A 17,643-nucleotide genomic window follows, 5' to 3' on the forward strand; every position below is an offset into this window, starting at 1 on the left:
TGCTTTATCAGTTGTTCTGATTGATATCGCGGTAGAGCCGGCTCTCAAAACGTACCAGTGGAATACGGCGGGTACGTTGATCTTCCGGCGGCACTGCATAACCGGAAAGGAACTGAACAAAGGCGACACGGGCACCACTGGAGGTGGTAATAAAGCCCGCCAGATTATAGACGCCCTGCAGTGAACCGGTTTTCGCCGAGACCTTACCATCCAGTCCCGCCTCATGCAGCCCGCCGCGATACTGTAGCGTGCCGTCATAGCCCGCCAGCGGCAGCATCGAAATATAATCCAGCGTGTTGTCATTCTTCGCAATGAACTGCAACACCTGCATCATGGTTTGCGGCGAAATCAGATCGTGGCGCGACAGACCGGAACCATCGACCTGAATGCTGTTGCCCATATCCACATTGGCTTTCGCTTTCAGAATACGACGAACGGCATCCTGTCCGGCGCGGAAGGTACCTGGCACGTTAAAGTAGTGATGACCTATGGTGCGGAAGACCGTGTCGGCTATCATGTTGTCTGACTTCTTCAGCATGGTGTGCAGCAGCGTATGCAGCGGGGCAGACTGGGTCGATGCCAGTACGGTACCTGGCTCCGTAACCTGCGTCTGGCGTACCAGATGACCACTGTAGTCAATCTCTGATGACCGCAGCTCTGCCTTCAGGATTTCACCCGCCCACGCCGCGCCATCCTGCACCGCAAAGGCCAGCGGCAGCGGTTCGGCACGCTGGCGCATACAGCCTGTCAGGGTGTAGCGGTTCAGCTCACCCGGAACCACATCCAGTTCACAATATTGCCCTTCACCGCTGTTACGGCCGATGGTGCGGACCTGGCTGTACATATGCGCCGGATAATAGGAAGCGATGCGCACAAACGCATTTTCACCCGGCGTATTAGCGCTGTAGAGCGACACCGAGAAGCAGTTTTTATCCACAATCGCGGCACCCGGCGGGGCGCTGAAGCACTGGGTCATATCGTTCCACGGCCAGCCCGGTGCCATGTCATGACTGGCAAAAACCGAGGTGTCGATAACCAGGTTGCCTTTGATATGGTTAATGCCCTGCTTCTTTATCGCCGCGACCATGTTGCGCAGATCCTGACGGCTTAACGTCGGATCACCGCCGAAACGTGCGACTAAATCGCCGTTCAGGGTGCCATCTATAATGGCACCCCGGGTCTCAAACGTGGTCTGAAAACGGAAGTCGCCACCCAGTTCCAGTAGTGCCGCCAGCGCCGTCACCACTTTCATGGTACTGGCGGGCAGGGCCATCTGTTTGCCGTGGTAATCAATGATCGGTGTTGATGCACCCACTTTCTGAACCATCAGCGCCAGATTGGCGCCATCTGGCAGGTACTGCATGTATTCATCAACTGGCGCTGCGTGTGCCTGCAGCATAAATGCGCAGCTTAATCCGGTAACAAGTCGTGAAAATCGCATAATCTCGCGGTAACTGGCAGGTGAGGGCGTCAATACTACGTCGCTGGGCGGTGCAAAGTAAACGATGACCCGCAGGGAACTCTGGGGTAAAATACGTATCAAATTGCAAAACTCTTTTCTGGCCTGGAGGCATCTCTGGGTCAGGATTCTTTTATTTGCAAAAACGGGCTAATGCGCCGCAGAGCGCTTTTTTCTGCGGTCACCGGTCAGGATGACATCGTTAAACAGGAAAGAGGGCGAGGAGCTTAAATGAATCAGATTCCGATGACGTTAAGAGGCGCTGAAAGATTGCGCGAAGAGCTGAACGAGCTGAAAACCGTGAAGCGCCCGCGCATTATCGCCTCTATCGCTGATGCACGCGAACATGGCGATTTAAAAGAGAACGCGGAATATCACGCTGCGCGTGAAGAGCAGGGCTTTTGTGAAGGCCGTATCCAGGAGATTGAAGCCAAACTCTCCAATGCGCAGGTTATCGATGTCACGCAGATGCCGAAAACCGGCCGCGTGATCTTTGGTGCCACGGTGACCGTGCTGAACGTCGAGACCGACGAAGAAGCCACGTATCGCATCGTGGGCGATGACGAAGCGGACTTTAAGCAAAATCTGATTTCGGTCAATTCGCCAATGGCGCGTGGCCTGGTGGGTAAAGAGGCCGATGATGTGGCTATCGTAAAAACCCCGGGCGGCGACGTTGAGTATGAGATCCTGAAGGTGGAATACCTTTAAGATGTTGCTACGCTTTGAAAAGCGTTCAAGCACAATGTAAAGAAAGGAAAAAGGCCGCATTGCGGCCTTTTATCTGAGGTAAGAGCATGTCACTTTCTTTGCCCACTTAGCGTGGCAGAGAAATTTTGCTCTCTTTAGAGGGGCGATACAGCACCAGCGTTTTGCCGATCACCTGTACGTTGCTGGCACCGGTCTCACGCACGATAGCCTCGACGATCAGCTGTTTCGTTTCACGATCTTCAGAGGCGATTTTTACCTTAATCAGTTCGTGATGCGACAGAGCCTGCTCAATTTCGGCCAGCACGCCTTCAGTCAGGCCATTGCCACCCAGCATAACCACTGGCTTGAGCGGATGGGCGAGGCCCTTGAGGTGCTGTTTTTGTTTGGTACTTAGATTCATCGTAGTTTTTTACTTACTCAGGGATTGAAAACGGTTCATTCTACCGCCATCTCGGGTATATCACCAAATCGACGCAACCCATTGCGTGCAGGTTTATCGCTACGATGACGATTTAACTGGAATTATTATGACGGGTAAAAAGCGTTCGGCCAGCTCCAGCCGCTGGCTTCAGGAACACTTTAGCGATAAATATGTGCTTCAGGCGCAGAAAAAAGGGTTGCGTTCGCGCGCCTGGTTTAAACTTGATGAAATACAACAGGGTGACAAGCTTTTCAAACCCGGCATGACCGTGGTAGATCTGGGTGCTGCACCTGGTGGCTGGTCGCAGTATGTGGTTCAGCAAATCGGGAATAAAGGGCGCATCATTGCCTGTGATATCCTGCCAATGGATCCGATAGTCGGTGTCGATTTCCTTCAGGGCGATTTTCGTGAAGAATCGGTGATCAATGCGTTGCTTGAGCGCGTTGGCGATCAGAAAGTTCAGGTTGTCATGTCCGATATGGCGCCGAATATGAGTGGTACACCTGCCGTAGATATTCCCCGGTCGATGTATTTAGTGGAACTGGCGCTGGAGATGTGTCGGGATATCCTGGCACCTGGCGGCAGTTTTGTAGTGAAAGTGTTTCAGGGAGATGGCTTCGATGAATACCTGCGGGAAATTCGCTCCCTGTTTACGAAAGTAAAAATTCGTAAGCCGGACGCTTCACGTTCACGTTCACGTGAAGTGTACATTGTGGCGACTGGGCGCAAACTATAACCAAATTGCTGGAGAAGTCCGCAGCTTTGCTGCGATTCCATGTATGCAGGAACTATAGTACCCTACGCTATCTGTTAACACCGATGTAATATGAGGTTAATCCCTTGAGTGACATGGCGAAAAACCTGATTCTCTGGTTAGTCATCGCGGTCGTGCTGATGTCAGTATTCCAGAGCTTTGGGCCCAGCGAGTCGAATGGCCGTCGGGTTGATTATTCAACCTTCCTGTCGGAAGTGAACCAGGATCAGGTCCGCGAGGCACGTATTAACGGGCGTGAAATTAACGTTGTCAAAAAAGACAGCAATAAATATACCACCTACATTCCTGTCAATGATCCTAAGTTGCTCGATAACCTCTTGACCAAAAACGTCAAAGTGGTTGGCGAACCGCCGGAAGAACCGAGCCTGCTGGCTTCGATCTTCATTTCGTGGTTCCCGATGCTGCTGCTGATCGGTGTGTGGATCTTCTTTATGCGTCAGATGCAGGGCGGCGGCGGTAAGGGCGCGATGTCCTTCGGCAAAAGCAAAGCCCGCATGTTGACAGAAGACCAGATTAAAACCACTTTCGCCGACGTTGCGGGTTGTGATGAAGCGAAAGATGAAGTGGCTGAGCTGGTGGAATATCTGCGTGAGCCGAGCCGTTTCCAGAAGCTGGGCGGTAAAATTCCAAAAGGCGTTCTGATGGTGGGGCCGCCGGGTACCGGTAAAACCCTGCTGGCAAAAGCGATTGCCGGTGAAGCCAAAGTGCCTTTCTTCACTATTTCCGGTTCTGACTTTGTAGAAATGTTTGTCGGTGTCGGTGCATCCCGTGTGCGCGACATGTTCGAACAGGCCAAGAAAGCCGCACCGTGCATCATCTTCATCGATGAGATCGACGCCGTCGGTCGTCAGCGTGGCGCCGGTTTAGGCGGTGGTCATGATGAACGTGAGCAGACGCTGAACCAGATGCTGGTTGAGATGGATGGTTTCGAAGGTAACGAAGGAATTATCGTTATCGCCGCGACTAACCGTCCTGACGTACTGGACCCTGCCCTGCTGCGTCCAGGCCGCTTTGACCGTCAGGTTGTGGTCGGTTTGCCAGACGTACGTGGTCGTGAGCAGATCCTGAAAGTGCATATGCGTCGTGTGCCACTGGCAACCGACATTGATGCTGCGATCATTGCACGTGGTACGCCAGGCTTCTCCGGTGCCGATCTGGCCAACCTGGTGAACGAAGCAGCGCTGTTCGCCGCTCGTTCAAACAAGCGTGTCGTGTCGATGGTTGAGTTCGAGAAAGCGAAAGACAAAATCATGATGGGTGCGGAACGTCGCTCCATGGTGATGACGGAATCGCAGAAAGAATCCACTGCCTATCACGAAGCGGGCCACGCCATTATTGGCCGCCTGGTGCCAGAGCATGATCCGGTGCATAAAGTCACGATTATCCCGCGCGGCCGTGCGCTGGGTGTGACCTTCTTCCTGCCTGAAGGCGACGCGATTAGCGCCAGTCGTCAGAAACTGGAAAGCCAGATCTCAACGCTGTATGGCGGTCGCCTGGCAGAAGAGATCATCTACGGTGTGGAACATGTTTCTACCGGTGCGTCCAACGACATCAAAGTCGCGACGAATCTGGCACGTAACATGGTGACGCAGTGGGGCTTCTCTGAAAAACTGGGTCCGTTGCTGTATGCAGAAGAAGAGGGTGAAGTGTTCCTTGGACGTTCTGTCGCGAAAGCGAAACATATGTCCGATGAAACGGCCCGCATCATCGACCAGGAAGTTAAGCACCTGATCGACAGCAACTACCAGCGTGCCCGTCGCATTCTGGGTGAGAACATGGACATTCTTCACGCGATGAAAGATGCGCTGATGAAGTATGAAACCATTGATGCACCACAGATCGACGACCTGATGGCACGCCGCGAAGTGCGTCCGCCAGCGGGCTGGGAAGATCCAGGCAGCAACTCAGACAGCAACGGTACGCCAAAAGCGCCACGTCCGGTTGATGAACCGCGTACGCCGAATCCAGGCAATACTATGTCAGAGCAGTACAACAAATAAGACGCATCATCGTCAGACAAAACCCCGGCTGGTCCGGGGTTTTTTACATCCAGATATTGATCAGCAAGGAGTTTTCACCATGAAGTTGTTTGCCCGTGATTCCCATCTCGATTTATCGTTTCCACATGTGATGGGCATTCTGAATGTCACGCCGGACTCCTTTTCAGATGGTGGTAAACATAACGCGCTGGTCGATGCGCTGACGCATACCAATGAGATGGTTAATGCCGGCGCAACCATTATCGATGTAGGCGGCGAATCAACCCGTCCTGGCGCTGATGAGGTCAGTGTGGAGGAGGAGCTGGAGCGGGTCATTCCGGTGATCGATGCCATTGCCCAGCGTTTCGAAGTCTGGATTTCAGTAGACACCTCTAAAGCGGACGTGATCCGGGAAGCCGCGCGAGTGGGTGCTCACATCATTAACGATGTCCGCTCACTCTCCGAACCGGGGGCACTGGAAGCTGCTGCCGCAACCGGACTGCCTGTCTGTTTAATGCATATGCAGGGCGAACCGCGCACCATGCAGCAGGCACCGGTTTACGAAAACATCTTAAGCGAAGTGGACACTTACTTCGCTCAGCAGATTGCGCGTTGCGAAGCGGCGGGAATGAAAAAAGAGCAGCTGATACTCGACCCGGGCTTCGGTTTCGGTAAAAATCTCAGCCACAATTATGAATTGCTGGCTCATCTCAGCGATTTTCACCACTTTGGTCTGCCACTGCTGGTGGGGATGTCGCGTAAATCGATGATTGGCCAGTTGTTAAATGTCGGCCCATCACAGCGTTTAACCGGCAGCCTGAGCTGCGCGGTGATTGCTGCCATGCAGGGCGCGCAGATTATTCGCGCCCATGACGTAAAAGAGACGGCCGAAGCGATGCGCGTGGTCGAAGCGACCCAAAGAGCAAAAGGAACATCATGAGTAATCGTAAATATTTCGGTACAGACGGCATTCGCGGCAAAGTCGGTGAAACACCTATCACGCCAGATTTCGTCCTGAAGCTGGGCTGGGCCGCGGGTAAAGTACTGGCGCGCCACGGTTCCAAAAAGATCATCATCGGCAAAGATACCCGTATCTCTGGCTATATGCTGGAGTCTGCGCTGGAAGCGGGTCTCGCCGCCGCAGGCCTGACCGCTGCGTTTACCGGTCCGATGCCGACCCCCGCCATCGCCTATTTGACCCGCACTTTCCGCGCTGAGGCGGGCATCGTTATTTCAGCGTCGCACAATCCGTTTGACGACAACGGCATTAAATTCTTCTCGTCCGAAGGCACCAAACTGCCTGATGACGTGGAAGAAGCGATTGAGCTGGAAATGGAAAAGCCAATTACCTGCGTGGAGTCCGCGCAGTTAGGGCGCGCCAGCCGCATCGTCGATGCAGCGGGGCGTTACATTGAGTTCAGTAAGGGGACTTTCCCCAGCGAGCTCAATCTGAATGCCCTGAAAATTGTGGTCGACTGTGCCAATGGCGCCACTTACCACATTGCGCCGAATGTCCTGCGCGAGCTGGGCGCAACCGTCATCGCAATCGGTGTGCAGCCAGACGGCATGAACATCAACAAAGAGTGCGGCGCGACCGATCTTAAACTGCTGCAGCAGCGCGTACTGGCAGAGAAGGCAGATATCGGTCTGGCCTATGATGGCGACGGCGACCGCATCATGATGATTGACCATCTGGGTGACAAAGTGGACGGCGACCAGATCCTTTACATCATTGCACGTGAAGCGCTTCGTCAGGGACAGTTACGTGGCGGTGTAGTGGGTACGCTGATGAGCAACATGGGCCTGGAATTAGCGCTGAAACAGCTCGGCATTCCGTTTACCCGTGCCAAAGTCGGTGACCGCTATGTGCTGGAAAAGATGCAGGAGAAGGGCTGGCGTCTCGGCGCGGAGAACTCCGGTCATGTGATCCTGCTGGATAAAACCACCACCGGAGACGGTATCGTTGCAAGTTTGCAAGTGCTTACTGCGATGGTGCGTAACCACATGAGCCTGCACGATCTCTGCAGTGGCATGAAGATGCTGCCGCAGGTTCTGGTCAACGTACGCTTCGCGGGCGAGCATGACCCGCTGCAAAGCGACGCCGTGAAAATGGTTACCGCCGAAGTGGAGAAAGCGCTGGCGGGTCGCGGACGCGTTCTGTTGCGTAAGTCAGGCACTGAGCCGCTGATTCGTGTGATGGTCGAAGGCGAAAATGAGGCGCAGGTCACCGAACTGGCTAATCGTATTGCCGATCAGGTTAAGGCGGTTTAACCGTCTTAAAGGCGGTCTTCAGAATACTGAACCGCCTGTAAAATCACCGGGATGGCGCTTTTTTCTGCAATCAGTTTGCGTAAGAGAAATTGCACTTGCAGAGATATGCGCCTTTGGTTAGTATTCACACCCGCTTCTGATGGGTGATGACGAGATGCCCCATCAATACTGGTTGAAGCTTTAACTGTACGATTATCGTGCAAGGAACAGGTTGAATATGTACGAAGCTCTTTTAGTTGTTTTCCTTATTGTAGCTATCGCCCTCGTGGGTATGATCATGCTGCAGCAAGGCAAAGGCGCTGATATGGGAGCCTCATTCGGTGCAGGCGCATCCGGTACGGTGTTTGGTTCTTCGGGTTCAGGTAATTTCATGACCCGTACCACTGGCATCTTAGCGGCACTGTTCTTCATCATCAGCCTGGTTCTGGGTAATCTGAACAGCAATAAAGCCTCGAAAGGAAGCGAGTGGGAAAATCTTTCTGCGCCGGCGCAGTCTTCTCAACAGACTGAAAAGCCAGCTCAACCGGTTACACCGGGCAGCGATATTCCTAAGTAAGGTCGTCAGCACAACGAATCGTTGTGGTCAGTGCAGTGCCGTGGTGGTGGAATTGGTAGACACGCTACCTTGAGGTGGTAGTGCCCGATTGGGCTTACGGGTTCAAGTCCCGTCCTCGGTACCAAATAGCAGTATCTCTTGCATTTTATGCAGGTCTGGCGTATTATTCGCCACGTTTTCGGACGCGGGGTGGAGCAGCCTGGTAGCTCGTCGGGCTCATAACCCGAAGGTCGTCGGTTCAAATCCGGCCCCCGCAACCAATTTTCCCTTTGAGTTCTTTTTCAAATATACTGTATGCATCGACGGACGCATTCACGGCTATTTTTTGAAAGAAAATTCTTTGGATGGAGTCCGGGCCGCATTGCGGCATACAGGGTCCAGTGACTAAAAGCCCCGAATATTCGGGGTTTTTTGTTATTAGCGAATCGTAATACTGGGCTATAGGCCCTTTTTTTATGTCTTGGGGGTGGGCTTGTCCACATTAGAGCAAAAATTGACAGAGTTGGTATCGGCTCCCGTAGAAGCGCTGGGTTACGAACTGGTTGGAATTGAATTCGTTCGTAGTCGCACATCTATCCTGCGCATCTATATTGATAGTGAAGATGGCATCAATGTCGATGATTGCGCCGATGTCAGCCACCAGGTAAGTGCGGTAATGGATGTTGAAGATCCGATTACGGTACCTTACAACCTTGAAGTCTCTTCACCGGGACTCGATCGTCCTCTGTTCACCGCAGAACACTACACCCGTTTTATGGGTGAAGAAGTGAGTCTGGTGTTGCGTATGGCCGTTCAGAACCGCCGTAAATGGCAGGGAACCATCAAGTCAGTTGATGGCGAGATGATCACGGTGCACGTTGAGGGTAGCGATGAAGTGTTCGCGCTGAGTAATATTCAGAAAGCGAACCTGGTCCCCCACTTTTAAAAGTCCGGATTGAGGCTAACCAGGATGAACAAAGAGATCTTAGCTGTTGTAGAAGCCGTTTCTAACGAAAAAGCCCTGCCGCGTGAGAAAATCTTCGAAGCGCTGGAGAGCGCGCTGGCGACTGCGACCAAGAAAAAGTACGAGCAGGAAATTGAAGTACGCGTCAGCATTGATCGCCGCAGTGGCGATTTCGATACTTTCCGCCGCTGGGAAATCGTAGAAGAGGTGACACAGCCGACGCGCGAGATCACGCTGGATGCGGCCCGCTTCGAAGATGAAGCATTCAATCTGGGCGAATATGTCGAAGATCAGATTGAATCGGTCACCTTTGACCGTATCACTACCCAGACCGCTAAGCAGGTTATCGTGCAAAAAGTGCGCGAAGCTGAGCGCGCGATGGTGGTTGATCAGTTCCGTGAGCAGGAAGGCGAAATCATCACCGGTGTGGTGAAAAAAGTTAACCGCGACAACATTTCCCTCGACCTTGGCAGCAATGCCGAAGCGGTCATTCTGCGCGAAGATATGCTGCCGCGTGAAAACTTCCGTCCAGGCGACCGTATTCGTGGCGTACTCTACTCTGTACGTCCGGAAGCGCGTGGCGCGCAGCTGTTCGTGACGCGTTCCAAACCGGAAATGCTGATTGAACTGTTCCGCATTGAGGTGCCAGAAATTGGCGAAGAACTGATTGAAATTAAAGCCGCTGCCCGCGATCCGGGTTCGCGCGCTAAAATTGCAGTCAAAACCAACGATAAACGTATCGATCCGGTGGGTGCCTGTGTGGGCATGCGCGGCGCACGTGTTCAGGCTGTTTCCAGTGAACTCGGCGGCGAGCGTATCGATATCGTGTTGTGGGACGATAACCCGGCGCAGTTTGTTATTAACGCCATGGCTCCGGCCGATGTGGCGTCAATCGTGGTTGATGAAGATAATCACACCATGGATATCGCCGTAGAAGCTGGCAATCTGGCTCAGGCGATCGGCCGTAACGGCCAAAACGTGCGTCTCGCTTCGCAGCTGAGTGGCTGGGAGCTGAACGTGATGACCGTCGATGATCTGCAGGCTAAGCATCAGGCTGAAGCGCATGCAGCGATCGATATGTTCACTAAACATCTCGACATCGACGAAGAGTTCGCCACCGTACTGGTGGAAGAGGGCTTCTCCTCGCTGGAAGAGCTGGCATACGTGCCAATCAACGAGCTGCTGGAAGTCGACGGCCTTGATGAAGAGACCATTGAAGCCCTGCGTGAACGAGCAAAAAATGCGTTAACCACCCTGGCACTGGCGAAAGAAGAGAGTCTTGGAAATCAGGAGCCCGCAGCGGATCTTCTGAATCTTGAAGGCCTCGATCGTGCGCTGGCGTTCCGCCTGGCGTCAAAAGGCGTTTGCACGCTGGAAGATCTCGCTGAGCAAGGTGTTGACGATCTGACGGATATTGAAGGCATGTCTGATGAACAAGCCGGCGCGCTGATTATGGCCGCACGTAATATCTGCTGGTTCGGCGATGACGCGTAATAACAGGAAGGAACAGCATGACAGATGTAACCGTAAAATCGCTGGCCGCAGAAATTCAGACTCCGGTCGATCGCCTGGTACAGCAATTTGCTGATGCGGGGATCCCTAAGTCTGAAAATGACGCGGTGACCCAGCAAGAGAAAGAAACCTTACTATCTCATCTGAACCGTGAACACGGTCAGGTCGGTTCAGCTAAGCTGACGCTGCAGCGTAAAACGCGCAGCACCTTGAATATTCCAGGCACCGGGGGTAAAAGTAAGTCGGTGCAAATTGAAGTCCGCAAAAAGCGTACCTATGTGAAAGGTGATGCAGAGTCTGAGCAAGCTCAGGCAGAAGCTGAAGCCCAGGCGCAGCGTGAAGCGGAAGAGCAGGCGCAACGCGAGGCTGAAGAAAAAGCCCGTCGCGAAGCTGAACAGAAAGCGCAACGTGAAGCCGAAGATAAAGCAAGGCGCGAAGCCGCTGATAAGGCCAAACGTGCAGCAGCGGAAAATGACAAAGTGACAAATCAACCTACCGACGAAGTGACCAGGGCTGCGCAATCAGACAAAGCCCGTCGCGAAGCTGAAGCTGCTGAACTGAAGCGTAAAGCTGAAGAAGAAGCCCGCCGTAAGCTTGAAGAGGCTGCCCGCCTCGTAGCCGAAGAAGCCCGCCGTCTGGCTGAAGAGAAATCAGCTGAATGGGAAAAACCGGAAGAAGAGGATAAAGGCGACTATCACGTCACCACTTCGACCCACGCCCGTCAGGCAGAAGACGAAAACGACCGTCAGGTTGAAGCAGGCCGTGCGCGTGCGCGTACGACTGCTAAAGCTGCGCGTCCGGCGAAAAAAGGCAACAAACATTCTGAAGCCAAAACTGACCGTGAAGAAGCGCGTGCGCAGGTTCGTGGCGGTAAAGGCGGTAAGCATCGCAAACCTAGCGCACTGCAGCAGGGCTTCAACAAGCCAGCGCAGGCCGTTAACCGCGATGTTGTGATTGGCGAAACCATCACCGTAGCCGAACTGGCGAACAAAATGGCGGTGAAAGGTTCTCTGGTCATCAAAGCGATGATGAAGATGGGCGCCATGGCGACTATCAACCAGGTCATCGATCAGGAAACTGCACAGCTCGTAGCCGAAGAGATGGGCCACAAAGTGACCCTGCGTCGTGAGAACGAGCTGGAAGAAGCGGTAATGGACGATCGTGATACCGATGCGGCACAGGAGTCTCGTGCGCCGGTTGTGACCATCATGGGCCACGTCGACCACGGTAAAACCTCTCTGCTGGACTATATCCGCTCCACTAAAATCGCCTCTGGCGAAGCGGGCGGTATTACACAGCACATTGGTGCTTACCACGTTGAAACCGACAACGGTATGGTCACCTTCCTGGATACCCCGGGCCACGCCGCGTTTACCGCGATGCGTGCACGTGGTGCACAGGCGACCGATATCGTTATCCTGGTTGTCGCAGCGGACGATGGCGTGATGCCACAGACTGTCGAAGCTATTCAGCACGCCAAAGCCGCTAAAGTGCCGGTTGTGGTTGCCGTGAACAAGTGCGATAAGCCAGAAGCGGATCCGGATCGTGTTAAAAACGAACTGACTCAGTACGGAATTATTCCGGAAGAGTGGGGCGGCGAAAACATGTTCGTGAATGTCTCTGCGAAAGCGGGTACCGGCATTGATGACCTGTTAAACGCTATCCTGCTGCAGGCGGAAGTGCTGGAACTGACCGCTATCCGTGAAGGTATGGCGAGCGGCGTAGTGATTGAATCGTTCCTCGACAAAGGTCGTGGTCCGGTTGCTACCGTGCTGGTTCGTGAAGGTACGCTCAACAAAGGCGACATCGTTCTTTGTGGTTTCGAATATGGCCGTGTTCGTGCAATGCGTGACGAACTGGGTCGCGAAGTTCTGGAAGCGGGTCCTTCTATCCCGGTTGAGATTCTGGGCCTGTCCGGCGTGCCGGCTGCGGGTGATGAAGCGACCGTGGTTCGTGACGAGAAGAAAGCACGTGAAGTTGCGCTCTATCGTCAGGGCAAATTCCGCGAAGTTAAACTGGCTCGCCAGCAGAAATCTAAGCTCGAGAACATGTTTGCTAACATGACCGAAGGCGAAGTGTCTGAACTGAACATCGTTCTGAAAGCTGACGTTCAGGGTTCTGTGGAAGCCATCTCTGATTCCCTGCAAAAACTCTCCACCGACGAAGTGAAGGTGAAGATTGTGGGTTCAGGCGTAGGCGGGATTACCGAAACCGATGCAACCCTGGCGGCTGCTTCTAACGCCATCCTCCTTGGCTTCAACGTTCGTGCCGATGCCTCTGCGCGTCGCGTCATTGACGCAGAAAGCCTGGATCTGCGCTACTACTCTGTCATCTATAACCTGATTGACGAAGTTAAAGCGGCGATGAGCGGCATGCTGGCACCAGAGTACAAACAGCAGATCATTGGTCTGGCTGCAGTGCGCGACGTGTTCAAATCACCGAAGTTTGGCGCGATTGCCGGTTGTATGGTGACGGAAGGTAACATCAAACGTCACAATCCAATCCGTGTCCTGCGTGACAACGTGGTGATTTACGAAGGCGAGCTGGAATCTCTGCGTCGCTTTAAAGATGACGTCAACGAAGTGCGTAACGGCATGGAGTGCGGTATCGGCGTGAAGAACTACAACGACGTTCGCGTTGGCGATATGATCGAAGTGTTTGAAATCATCGAAATTAAACGCACCATCGAGTAATAGACTGCTGATGTGTGGCAATTTGGGAGGCCTCTGGCCTCCCGAATTATTTGGGAGAAATAATGATGGCGAAAGAATTTGGTCGCCCGCAGCGCGTGTCACAAGAGCTGCAAAAAGAGATTGCGATGATCCTGCAGCGTGAGATTAAAGATCCGCGCCTTGGCATGATGGTCACCGTATCCGGCGTTGAAGTGTCACGCGATCTTGCTTACGCAAAAGTGTTCGTAACGTTCCTCAACGACAAAGATGAAGATGCGATTAAGCATGGCCTGAAAGCGCTGAAAGAAGCCTCAGGTTACATTCGCATTCTGCTCGGCAAAGCGATGCGCCTGCGTATCGTGCCTGAGCTGACGTTCTTCTACGACAACTCGTTAGTCGAAGGGATGCGCATGTCTAACCTCGTCACCAGCGTCGTGAAGAACGATGCAGAGCGCCGTGGTCCGGATGCCACCGGCGATGACGAGGAGGCGTAATGAGTCGTCCGCGTCGTCGCGGTCGCGACGTCCATGGCGTGTTGTTGCTGGATAAGCCACAAGGCGTTTCGTCGAATGATGTCCTGCAGAAAGTGAAGCGTATCTTCAACGCCAATCGCGCAGGCCATACCGGCGCGCTTGATCCACTGGCCACCGGCATGTTGCCAATCTGCCTGGGTGAAGCGACCAAGTTTTCGCAGTATCTGCTCGATTCCGACAAACGCTACCGTGTGATTGCCCGACTGGGCGAGCGCACTGACACGTCAGACGCCGATGGCAACATCGTGCAGACTCGTCCGGTCAGCTTCAGTCAGGCCGATCTGGATAGCGCCCTTGAGAGCTTCCGCGGCGACACGCTGCAGGTGCCATCAATGTTTTCAGCGCTGAAGCATCAGGGTCGTCCGCTGTATGAATATGCGCGTCAGGGCATTGTGATTGAGCGTGAACCGCGCCCGATCACGGTCTATGAGCTGCAGTTTATTCGCTGGCAGGATAATGAGCTGGAGCTGGAAATTCACTGCTCCAAAGGCACCTATATCCGTACCATCATCGATGATCTGGGCGAAAAGCTGGGATGCGGTGCGCATGTCATCATGCTGCGACGTGTACAGGTTGCCCGTTATCCGTATGAACGGATGGTGACGCTGGAACAGCTCAATACCCTGCTGGCCGAAGCCACAGAAGCGGGCATCCCACTGGAAACGCAGCTCGATCCGCTGTTATTGCCGATGGACAGCCCCGCCTCTGATTTCCCTGAAGTGAATATCCCGCCCGCCGTGGCAGATTTTTTCCGCCAGGGACAGCCGGTGCAGGCCAGCAATGCGCCTGCGCACGGGCTGGTCAGGGTATCGGAAGGTGAAGCGCGTAAGTTTATCGGTATGGCAGAAATTGCCGATGATGGCCGCCTCGCGCCACGTCGTTTGGTGGTTGAGTATCAGGATTAAGCCAGGCGTTCACTTTTCGCTGATGGGGCATTTGCGTTGCTATCGGGCGCAGAGTAGAATAGCGCGGCTTTAAAGCGGGATGCTGAATTAGAGATCGGCACCCATACATTCATATATTACTGGAGTTTATTATGTCTCTAAGCGTAGAAGCTAAAGCAGAGATCGTTGCTAAATATGGCCGTGGTGCTAACGACAGCGGTTCAACTGAAGTTCAGGTTGCCCTGTTGACCGCGCAGATTACCCATCTGCAGGGTCACTTCTCTGAGCACAAAAAAGACCATCACAGCCGCCGCGGTCTGCTGCGCATGGTATCTCAGCGTCGTAAGCTGCTGGACTACCTGAAGCGTAAAGACGTTGCACGCTACAGCAGCCTGATCGAAAGTCTCGGTCTGCGTCGCTAAGTCTGAAGAATCTGATCGTCGGGGCATTATGCGAGCTTTTGCACTGTGTGCAGCTTACGATCAGATTTGTGCGAGTTTCGTGAAGAGGGGGCCTTTATGGCCCCTTTTTTCGAGCAATCGGCAGCAATCCGGGCCAAACTGATGTATTGTTGCTTAGTGTGATCTTTAGTTTGCAGAATTTCGCGCGGCTAATGAGAGGCTTTACCGCAGGGGCGGTCGAGGGTTGTCATTAGTCGCGAGGATGCAGCTGAAGATTGGTAATCAATGGCGGGCTACAGATAGCCCAGCCCCGAAGTTAAGGACTTTGATTTTGCTGAATCCGATCGTACGCAAATTCCAATATGGTCAACATACCGTCACGCTGGAAACCGGCATGATGGCTCGCCAGGCGACAGCCGCTGTGATGGTGAGCATGGACGATACTGCAGTGTTCGTCACTGTCGTAGGTCAGAAAAAATCTAAACCAGGTCAGGACTTCTTCCCACTGACCGTGAACTATCAGGAGCGTACTTACGCTGCTGGTCGTATCCCAGGCAGCTTCTTCCGTCGTGAAGGCCGTCCAAGCGAAGGCGAAACCCTGATTTCGCGTCTGATTGACCGCCCGATTCGTCCGCTGTTCCCGGAAGGTTTTGTTAACGAAGTCCAGGTTATTGCCACCGTGGTGTCTGTTAACCCACAGGTTCATCCGGACATCGTTGCAATGATTGGTGCCTCTGCTGCACTGGCGCTTTCTGGTCTGCCGTTTAATGGCCCGATTGGTGCTGCGCGTGTCGGTTACATTAACGATCAATATGTTCTGAACCCAACCGCAGATGAGCTGAAACAGTCTCGTCTGGATCTGGTCGTTGCCGGTACGCAGAATGCCGTTCTGATGGTTGAATCTGAAGCTGAGATCCTGTCAGAAGAGCAGATGCTGGGCGCCGTGGTCTTTGGCCATGACCAGCAGCAGATCGTTATCGAAAACATCAATGCCCTGGTGGCTGAAGCAGGCAAACCACGCTGGGACTGGCAGCCAGAAGCGGCTAACACCCCGTTGATTTCTCGTGTTGCTGCCCTGGCAGAAGCGCGCATCAGCGATGCTTACCGCATCACTGACAAGCAGGAGCGTTACGCGCAGGTTGGCGTCATCAAAGACGAAACCATTGCTGCGCTGCTGGCTGAAGATGAAACGCTGGATGGTTCAGAAATCGGCGACATCGTGCATAGCCTCGAAAAAACCGTCGTTCGTACCCGCATCCTGAATGGCGAGCCACGTATCGATGGCCGTGAAAAAGATATGATCCGCGGTCTGGACGTGCGTACTGGCGTATTGCCACGTACTCACGGTTCATCACTGTTTACCCGTGGTGAGACGCAGGCACTGGTTACGGCAACGCTGGGTACTACCCGTGATGCGCAGAACCTGGATGAGCTGATGGGCGAACGTACCGACAGCTTCCTGTTCCATTACAACTTCCCTCCATACTCTGTCGGTGAAACCGGCATGGTCGGTTCGCCGAAGCGTCGTGAAATTGGTCACGGTCGTCTGGCGAAGCGCGGTGTGTTAGCGGTAATGCCTAAAGCGGAAGATTTCCCTTACACCGTGCGTGTGGTGTCTGAAATCACTGAATCTAACGGCTCTTCTTCGATGGCCTCTGTCTGCGGTGCCTCACTGGCGCTGATGGATGCAGGTGTGCCAATTAAAGCCGCCGTTGCCGGTATCGCAATGGGTCTGGTAAAAGAAGATGAGAAGTTTGTAGTTCTGTCAGACATCCTGGGCGACGAAGATCACCTGGGCGACATGGACTTCAAAGTAGCCGGTAGCCGTGAAGGTATCACCGCGCTGCAGATGGACATCAAAATCGAAGGCATCACGCGTGAAATCATGCAGGAAGCCCTGAACCAGGCCAAGGGTGCGCGTCTGCACATTCTGGGCGTGATGGAACAGGCTATCAGCACACCGCGTACTGAGATTTCTGAATTCGCTCCACGCATCTACACCATCAAAATCAGCTCTGACAAGATCAAAGATGTGATCGGTAAAGGCGGCTCAGTGATTCGTGCACTGACCGAAGAGACCGGCACGACGATTGAAATCGAAGATGACGGCACCGTGAAAATCGCTGCGACCGATGGTCTGAAAGCGAAAGAAGCGATTCGTCGTATCGAAGAGATCACTGCAGAAATCGAAGTGGGCCGCATTTACAGTGGTAAAGTGACCCGTATCGTTGACTTCGGTGCCTTCGTTGCTATCGGCGGCGGTAAAGAAGGTCTGGTTCACATTTCACAAATCGCTGATAAGCGCGTTGAAAAAGTGACTGACTATCTGCAGATGGGTCAGGAAGTGCCGGTTAAGGTGATGGAAGTTGATCGCCAGGGTCGCGTACGCCTGAGCATCAAAGAAGCGACAGAAACTAAGCCGCAGACTGAAGAAGCTGCAGCGGTGACCACGCCTGACGCTGAATAAGTCGTTGCTGATTTGCCCCTCTTTGCCTGGCAGAGAGGGGCGTTTGTATCATCGCGAGGGCG

Annotated in this window: 15 protein-coding genes and 2 tRNA genes; 15 read left to right on the top strand and 2 right to left on the bottom strand. The window is 53.6% G+C overall.

Features of this window, described 5'->3' with window-relative positions; all coding sequences use genetic code 11:
• Nucleotides 1–7 precede the first annotated feature (7 nt).
• Nucleotides 8–1,441, bottom strand: coding sequence for a serine-type D-Ala-D-Ala carboxypeptidase (dacB, locus tag AC6I8C_RS02175; RefSeq protein ID WP_010251813.1), 1,434 nt, complete (start codon nucleotides 1,439–1,441; stop codon nucleotides 8–10).
• Between the two features lie 249 nt (nucleotides 1,442–1,690).
• On the opposite strand from dacB, the gene greA reads away from it, so the two are divergent.
• Complete coding sequence (gene greA, locus AC6I8C_RS02180) at nucleotides 1,691–2,167, top strand: transcription elongation factor GreA (protein WP_010251811.1); 477 nt, start codon at nucleotides 1,691–1,693, stop codon at nucleotides 2,165–2,167.
• A gap of 106 nt (nucleotides 2,168–2,273) precedes the next feature.
• On the opposite strand, the gene yhbY is transcribed toward greA, so the two are convergent.
• On the bottom strand, nucleotides 2,274–2,567 hold the full coding sequence (gene yhbY / locus AC6I8C_RS02185; protein ID WP_010251809.1) for a ribosome assembly RNA-binding protein YhbY: 294 nt from the start codon (nucleotides 2,565–2,567) through the stop codon (nucleotides 2,274–2,276).
• A gap of 127 nt (nucleotides 2,568–2,694) precedes the next feature.
• On the opposite strand from yhbY, the gene rlmE reads away from it, so the two are divergent.
• The 14 genes from rlmE (at nucleotide 2,695) to pnp (ending at nucleotide 17,581) form a co-directional block, all read left to right on the top strand.
• The gene (gene rlmE / locus AC6I8C_RS02190) at nucleotides 2,695–3,324 is read left to right on the top strand and encodes a 23S rRNA (uridine(2552)-2'-O)-methyltransferase RlmE (protein ID WP_013359905.1); all 630 of its coding nucleotides are present in this window, start codon (nucleotides 2,695–2,697) and stop codon (nucleotides 3,322–3,324) included.
• A gap of 113 nt (nucleotides 3,325–3,437) precedes the next feature.
• Nucleotides 3,438–5,363: an ATP-dependent zinc metalloprotease FtsH gene (ftsH, locus tag AC6I8C_RS02195; protein ID WP_033731314.1), complete on the top strand. Its 1,926-nt coding sequence runs from the start codon at nucleotides 3,438–3,440 to the stop codon at nucleotides 5,361–5,363.
• 79 nt (nucleotides 5,364–5,442) lie between these two features.
• Nucleotides 5,443–6,282, top strand: coding sequence for a dihydropteroate synthase (gene folP, locus AC6I8C_RS02200; protein WP_497821482.1), 840 nt, complete (start codon nucleotides 5,443–5,445; stop codon nucleotides 6,280–6,282).
• Nucleotides 6,279–7,613 carry a phosphoglucosamine mutase gene (glmM, locus tag AC6I8C_RS02205; RefSeq protein WP_497821483.1) on the top strand — a complete coding sequence of 445 codons (1,335 nt, stop codon included), beginning with the start codon at nucleotides 6,279–6,281 and terminating at the stop codon, nucleotides 7,611–7,613. Before folP ends, glmM begins: the two co-directional genes overlap by 4 nt.
• Nucleotides 7,614–7,830: 217 nt before the next feature.
• On the top strand, nucleotides 7,831–8,169 hold the full coding sequence (gene secG, locus AC6I8C_RS02210) for a preprotein translocase subunit SecG (protein WP_003851074.1): 339 nt from the start codon (nucleotides 7,831–7,833) through the stop codon (nucleotides 8,167–8,169).
• A gap of 37 nt (nucleotides 8,170–8,206) precedes the next feature.
• A tRNA-Leu gene (locus AC6I8C_RS02215) sits at nucleotides 8,207–8,293 on the top strand.
• 59 nt (nucleotides 8,294–8,352) lie between these two features.
• A tRNA-Met gene (locus tag AC6I8C_RS02220) sits at nucleotides 8,353–8,429 on the top strand.
• A gap of 212 nt (nucleotides 8,430–8,641) precedes the next feature.
• The gene (rimP, locus tag AC6I8C_RS02225; protein WP_010251795.1) at nucleotides 8,642–9,094 is read left to right on the top strand and encodes a ribosome maturation factor RimP; all 453 of its coding nucleotides are present in this window, start codon (nucleotides 8,642–8,644) and stop codon (nucleotides 9,092–9,094) included.
• A gap of 24 nt (nucleotides 9,095–9,118) precedes the next feature.
• Complete coding sequence (gene nusA, locus AC6I8C_RS02230) at nucleotides 9,119–10,606, top strand: transcription termination factor NusA (RefSeq protein WP_061061455.1); 1,488 nt, start codon at nucleotides 9,119–9,121, stop codon at nucleotides 10,604–10,606.
• A gap of 17 nt (nucleotides 10,607–10,623) precedes the next feature.
• Nucleotides 10,624–13,317 (top strand): translation initiation factor IF-2, encoded by a 2,694-nt coding sequence (infB, locus tag AC6I8C_RS02235; RefSeq protein WP_013359910.1) that lies wholly within the window; start codon nucleotides 10,624–10,626, stop codon nucleotides 13,315–13,317.
• Between the two features lie 65 nt (nucleotides 13,318–13,382).
• Nucleotides 13,383–13,790 (top strand): 30S ribosome-binding factor RbfA, encoded by a 408-nt coding sequence (gene rbfA / locus AC6I8C_RS02240; RefSeq protein WP_033731320.1) that lies wholly within the window; start codon nucleotides 13,383–13,385, stop codon nucleotides 13,788–13,790.
• The gene (gene truB, locus AC6I8C_RS02245) at nucleotides 13,790–14,734 is read left to right on the top strand and encodes a tRNA pseudouridine(55) synthase TruB (RefSeq protein ID WP_033781661.1); all 945 of its coding nucleotides are present in this window, start codon (nucleotides 13,790–13,792) and stop codon (nucleotides 14,732–14,734) included. Before rbfA ends, truB begins: the two co-directional genes overlap by 1 nt.
• A gap of 131 nt (nucleotides 14,735–14,865) precedes the next feature.
• Complete coding sequence (gene rpsO, locus AC6I8C_RS02250) at nucleotides 14,866–15,135, top strand: 30S ribosomal protein S15 (RefSeq protein ID WP_003851063.1); 270 nt, start codon at nucleotides 14,866–14,868, stop codon at nucleotides 15,133–15,135.
• Between the two features lie 310 nt (nucleotides 15,136–15,445).
• Nucleotides 15,446–17,581, top strand: a complete 2,136-nt coding sequence (pnp, locus tag AC6I8C_RS02255; RefSeq protein WP_497821484.1) for a polyribonucleotide nucleotidyltransferase — start codon at nucleotides 15,446–15,448, stop codon at nucleotides 17,579–17,581.
• Nucleotides 17,582–17,643: the final 62 nt, after the last annotated feature.

The organism is Pantoea sp. X-Soil-YNGN-844 (assembly GCF_059730595.1).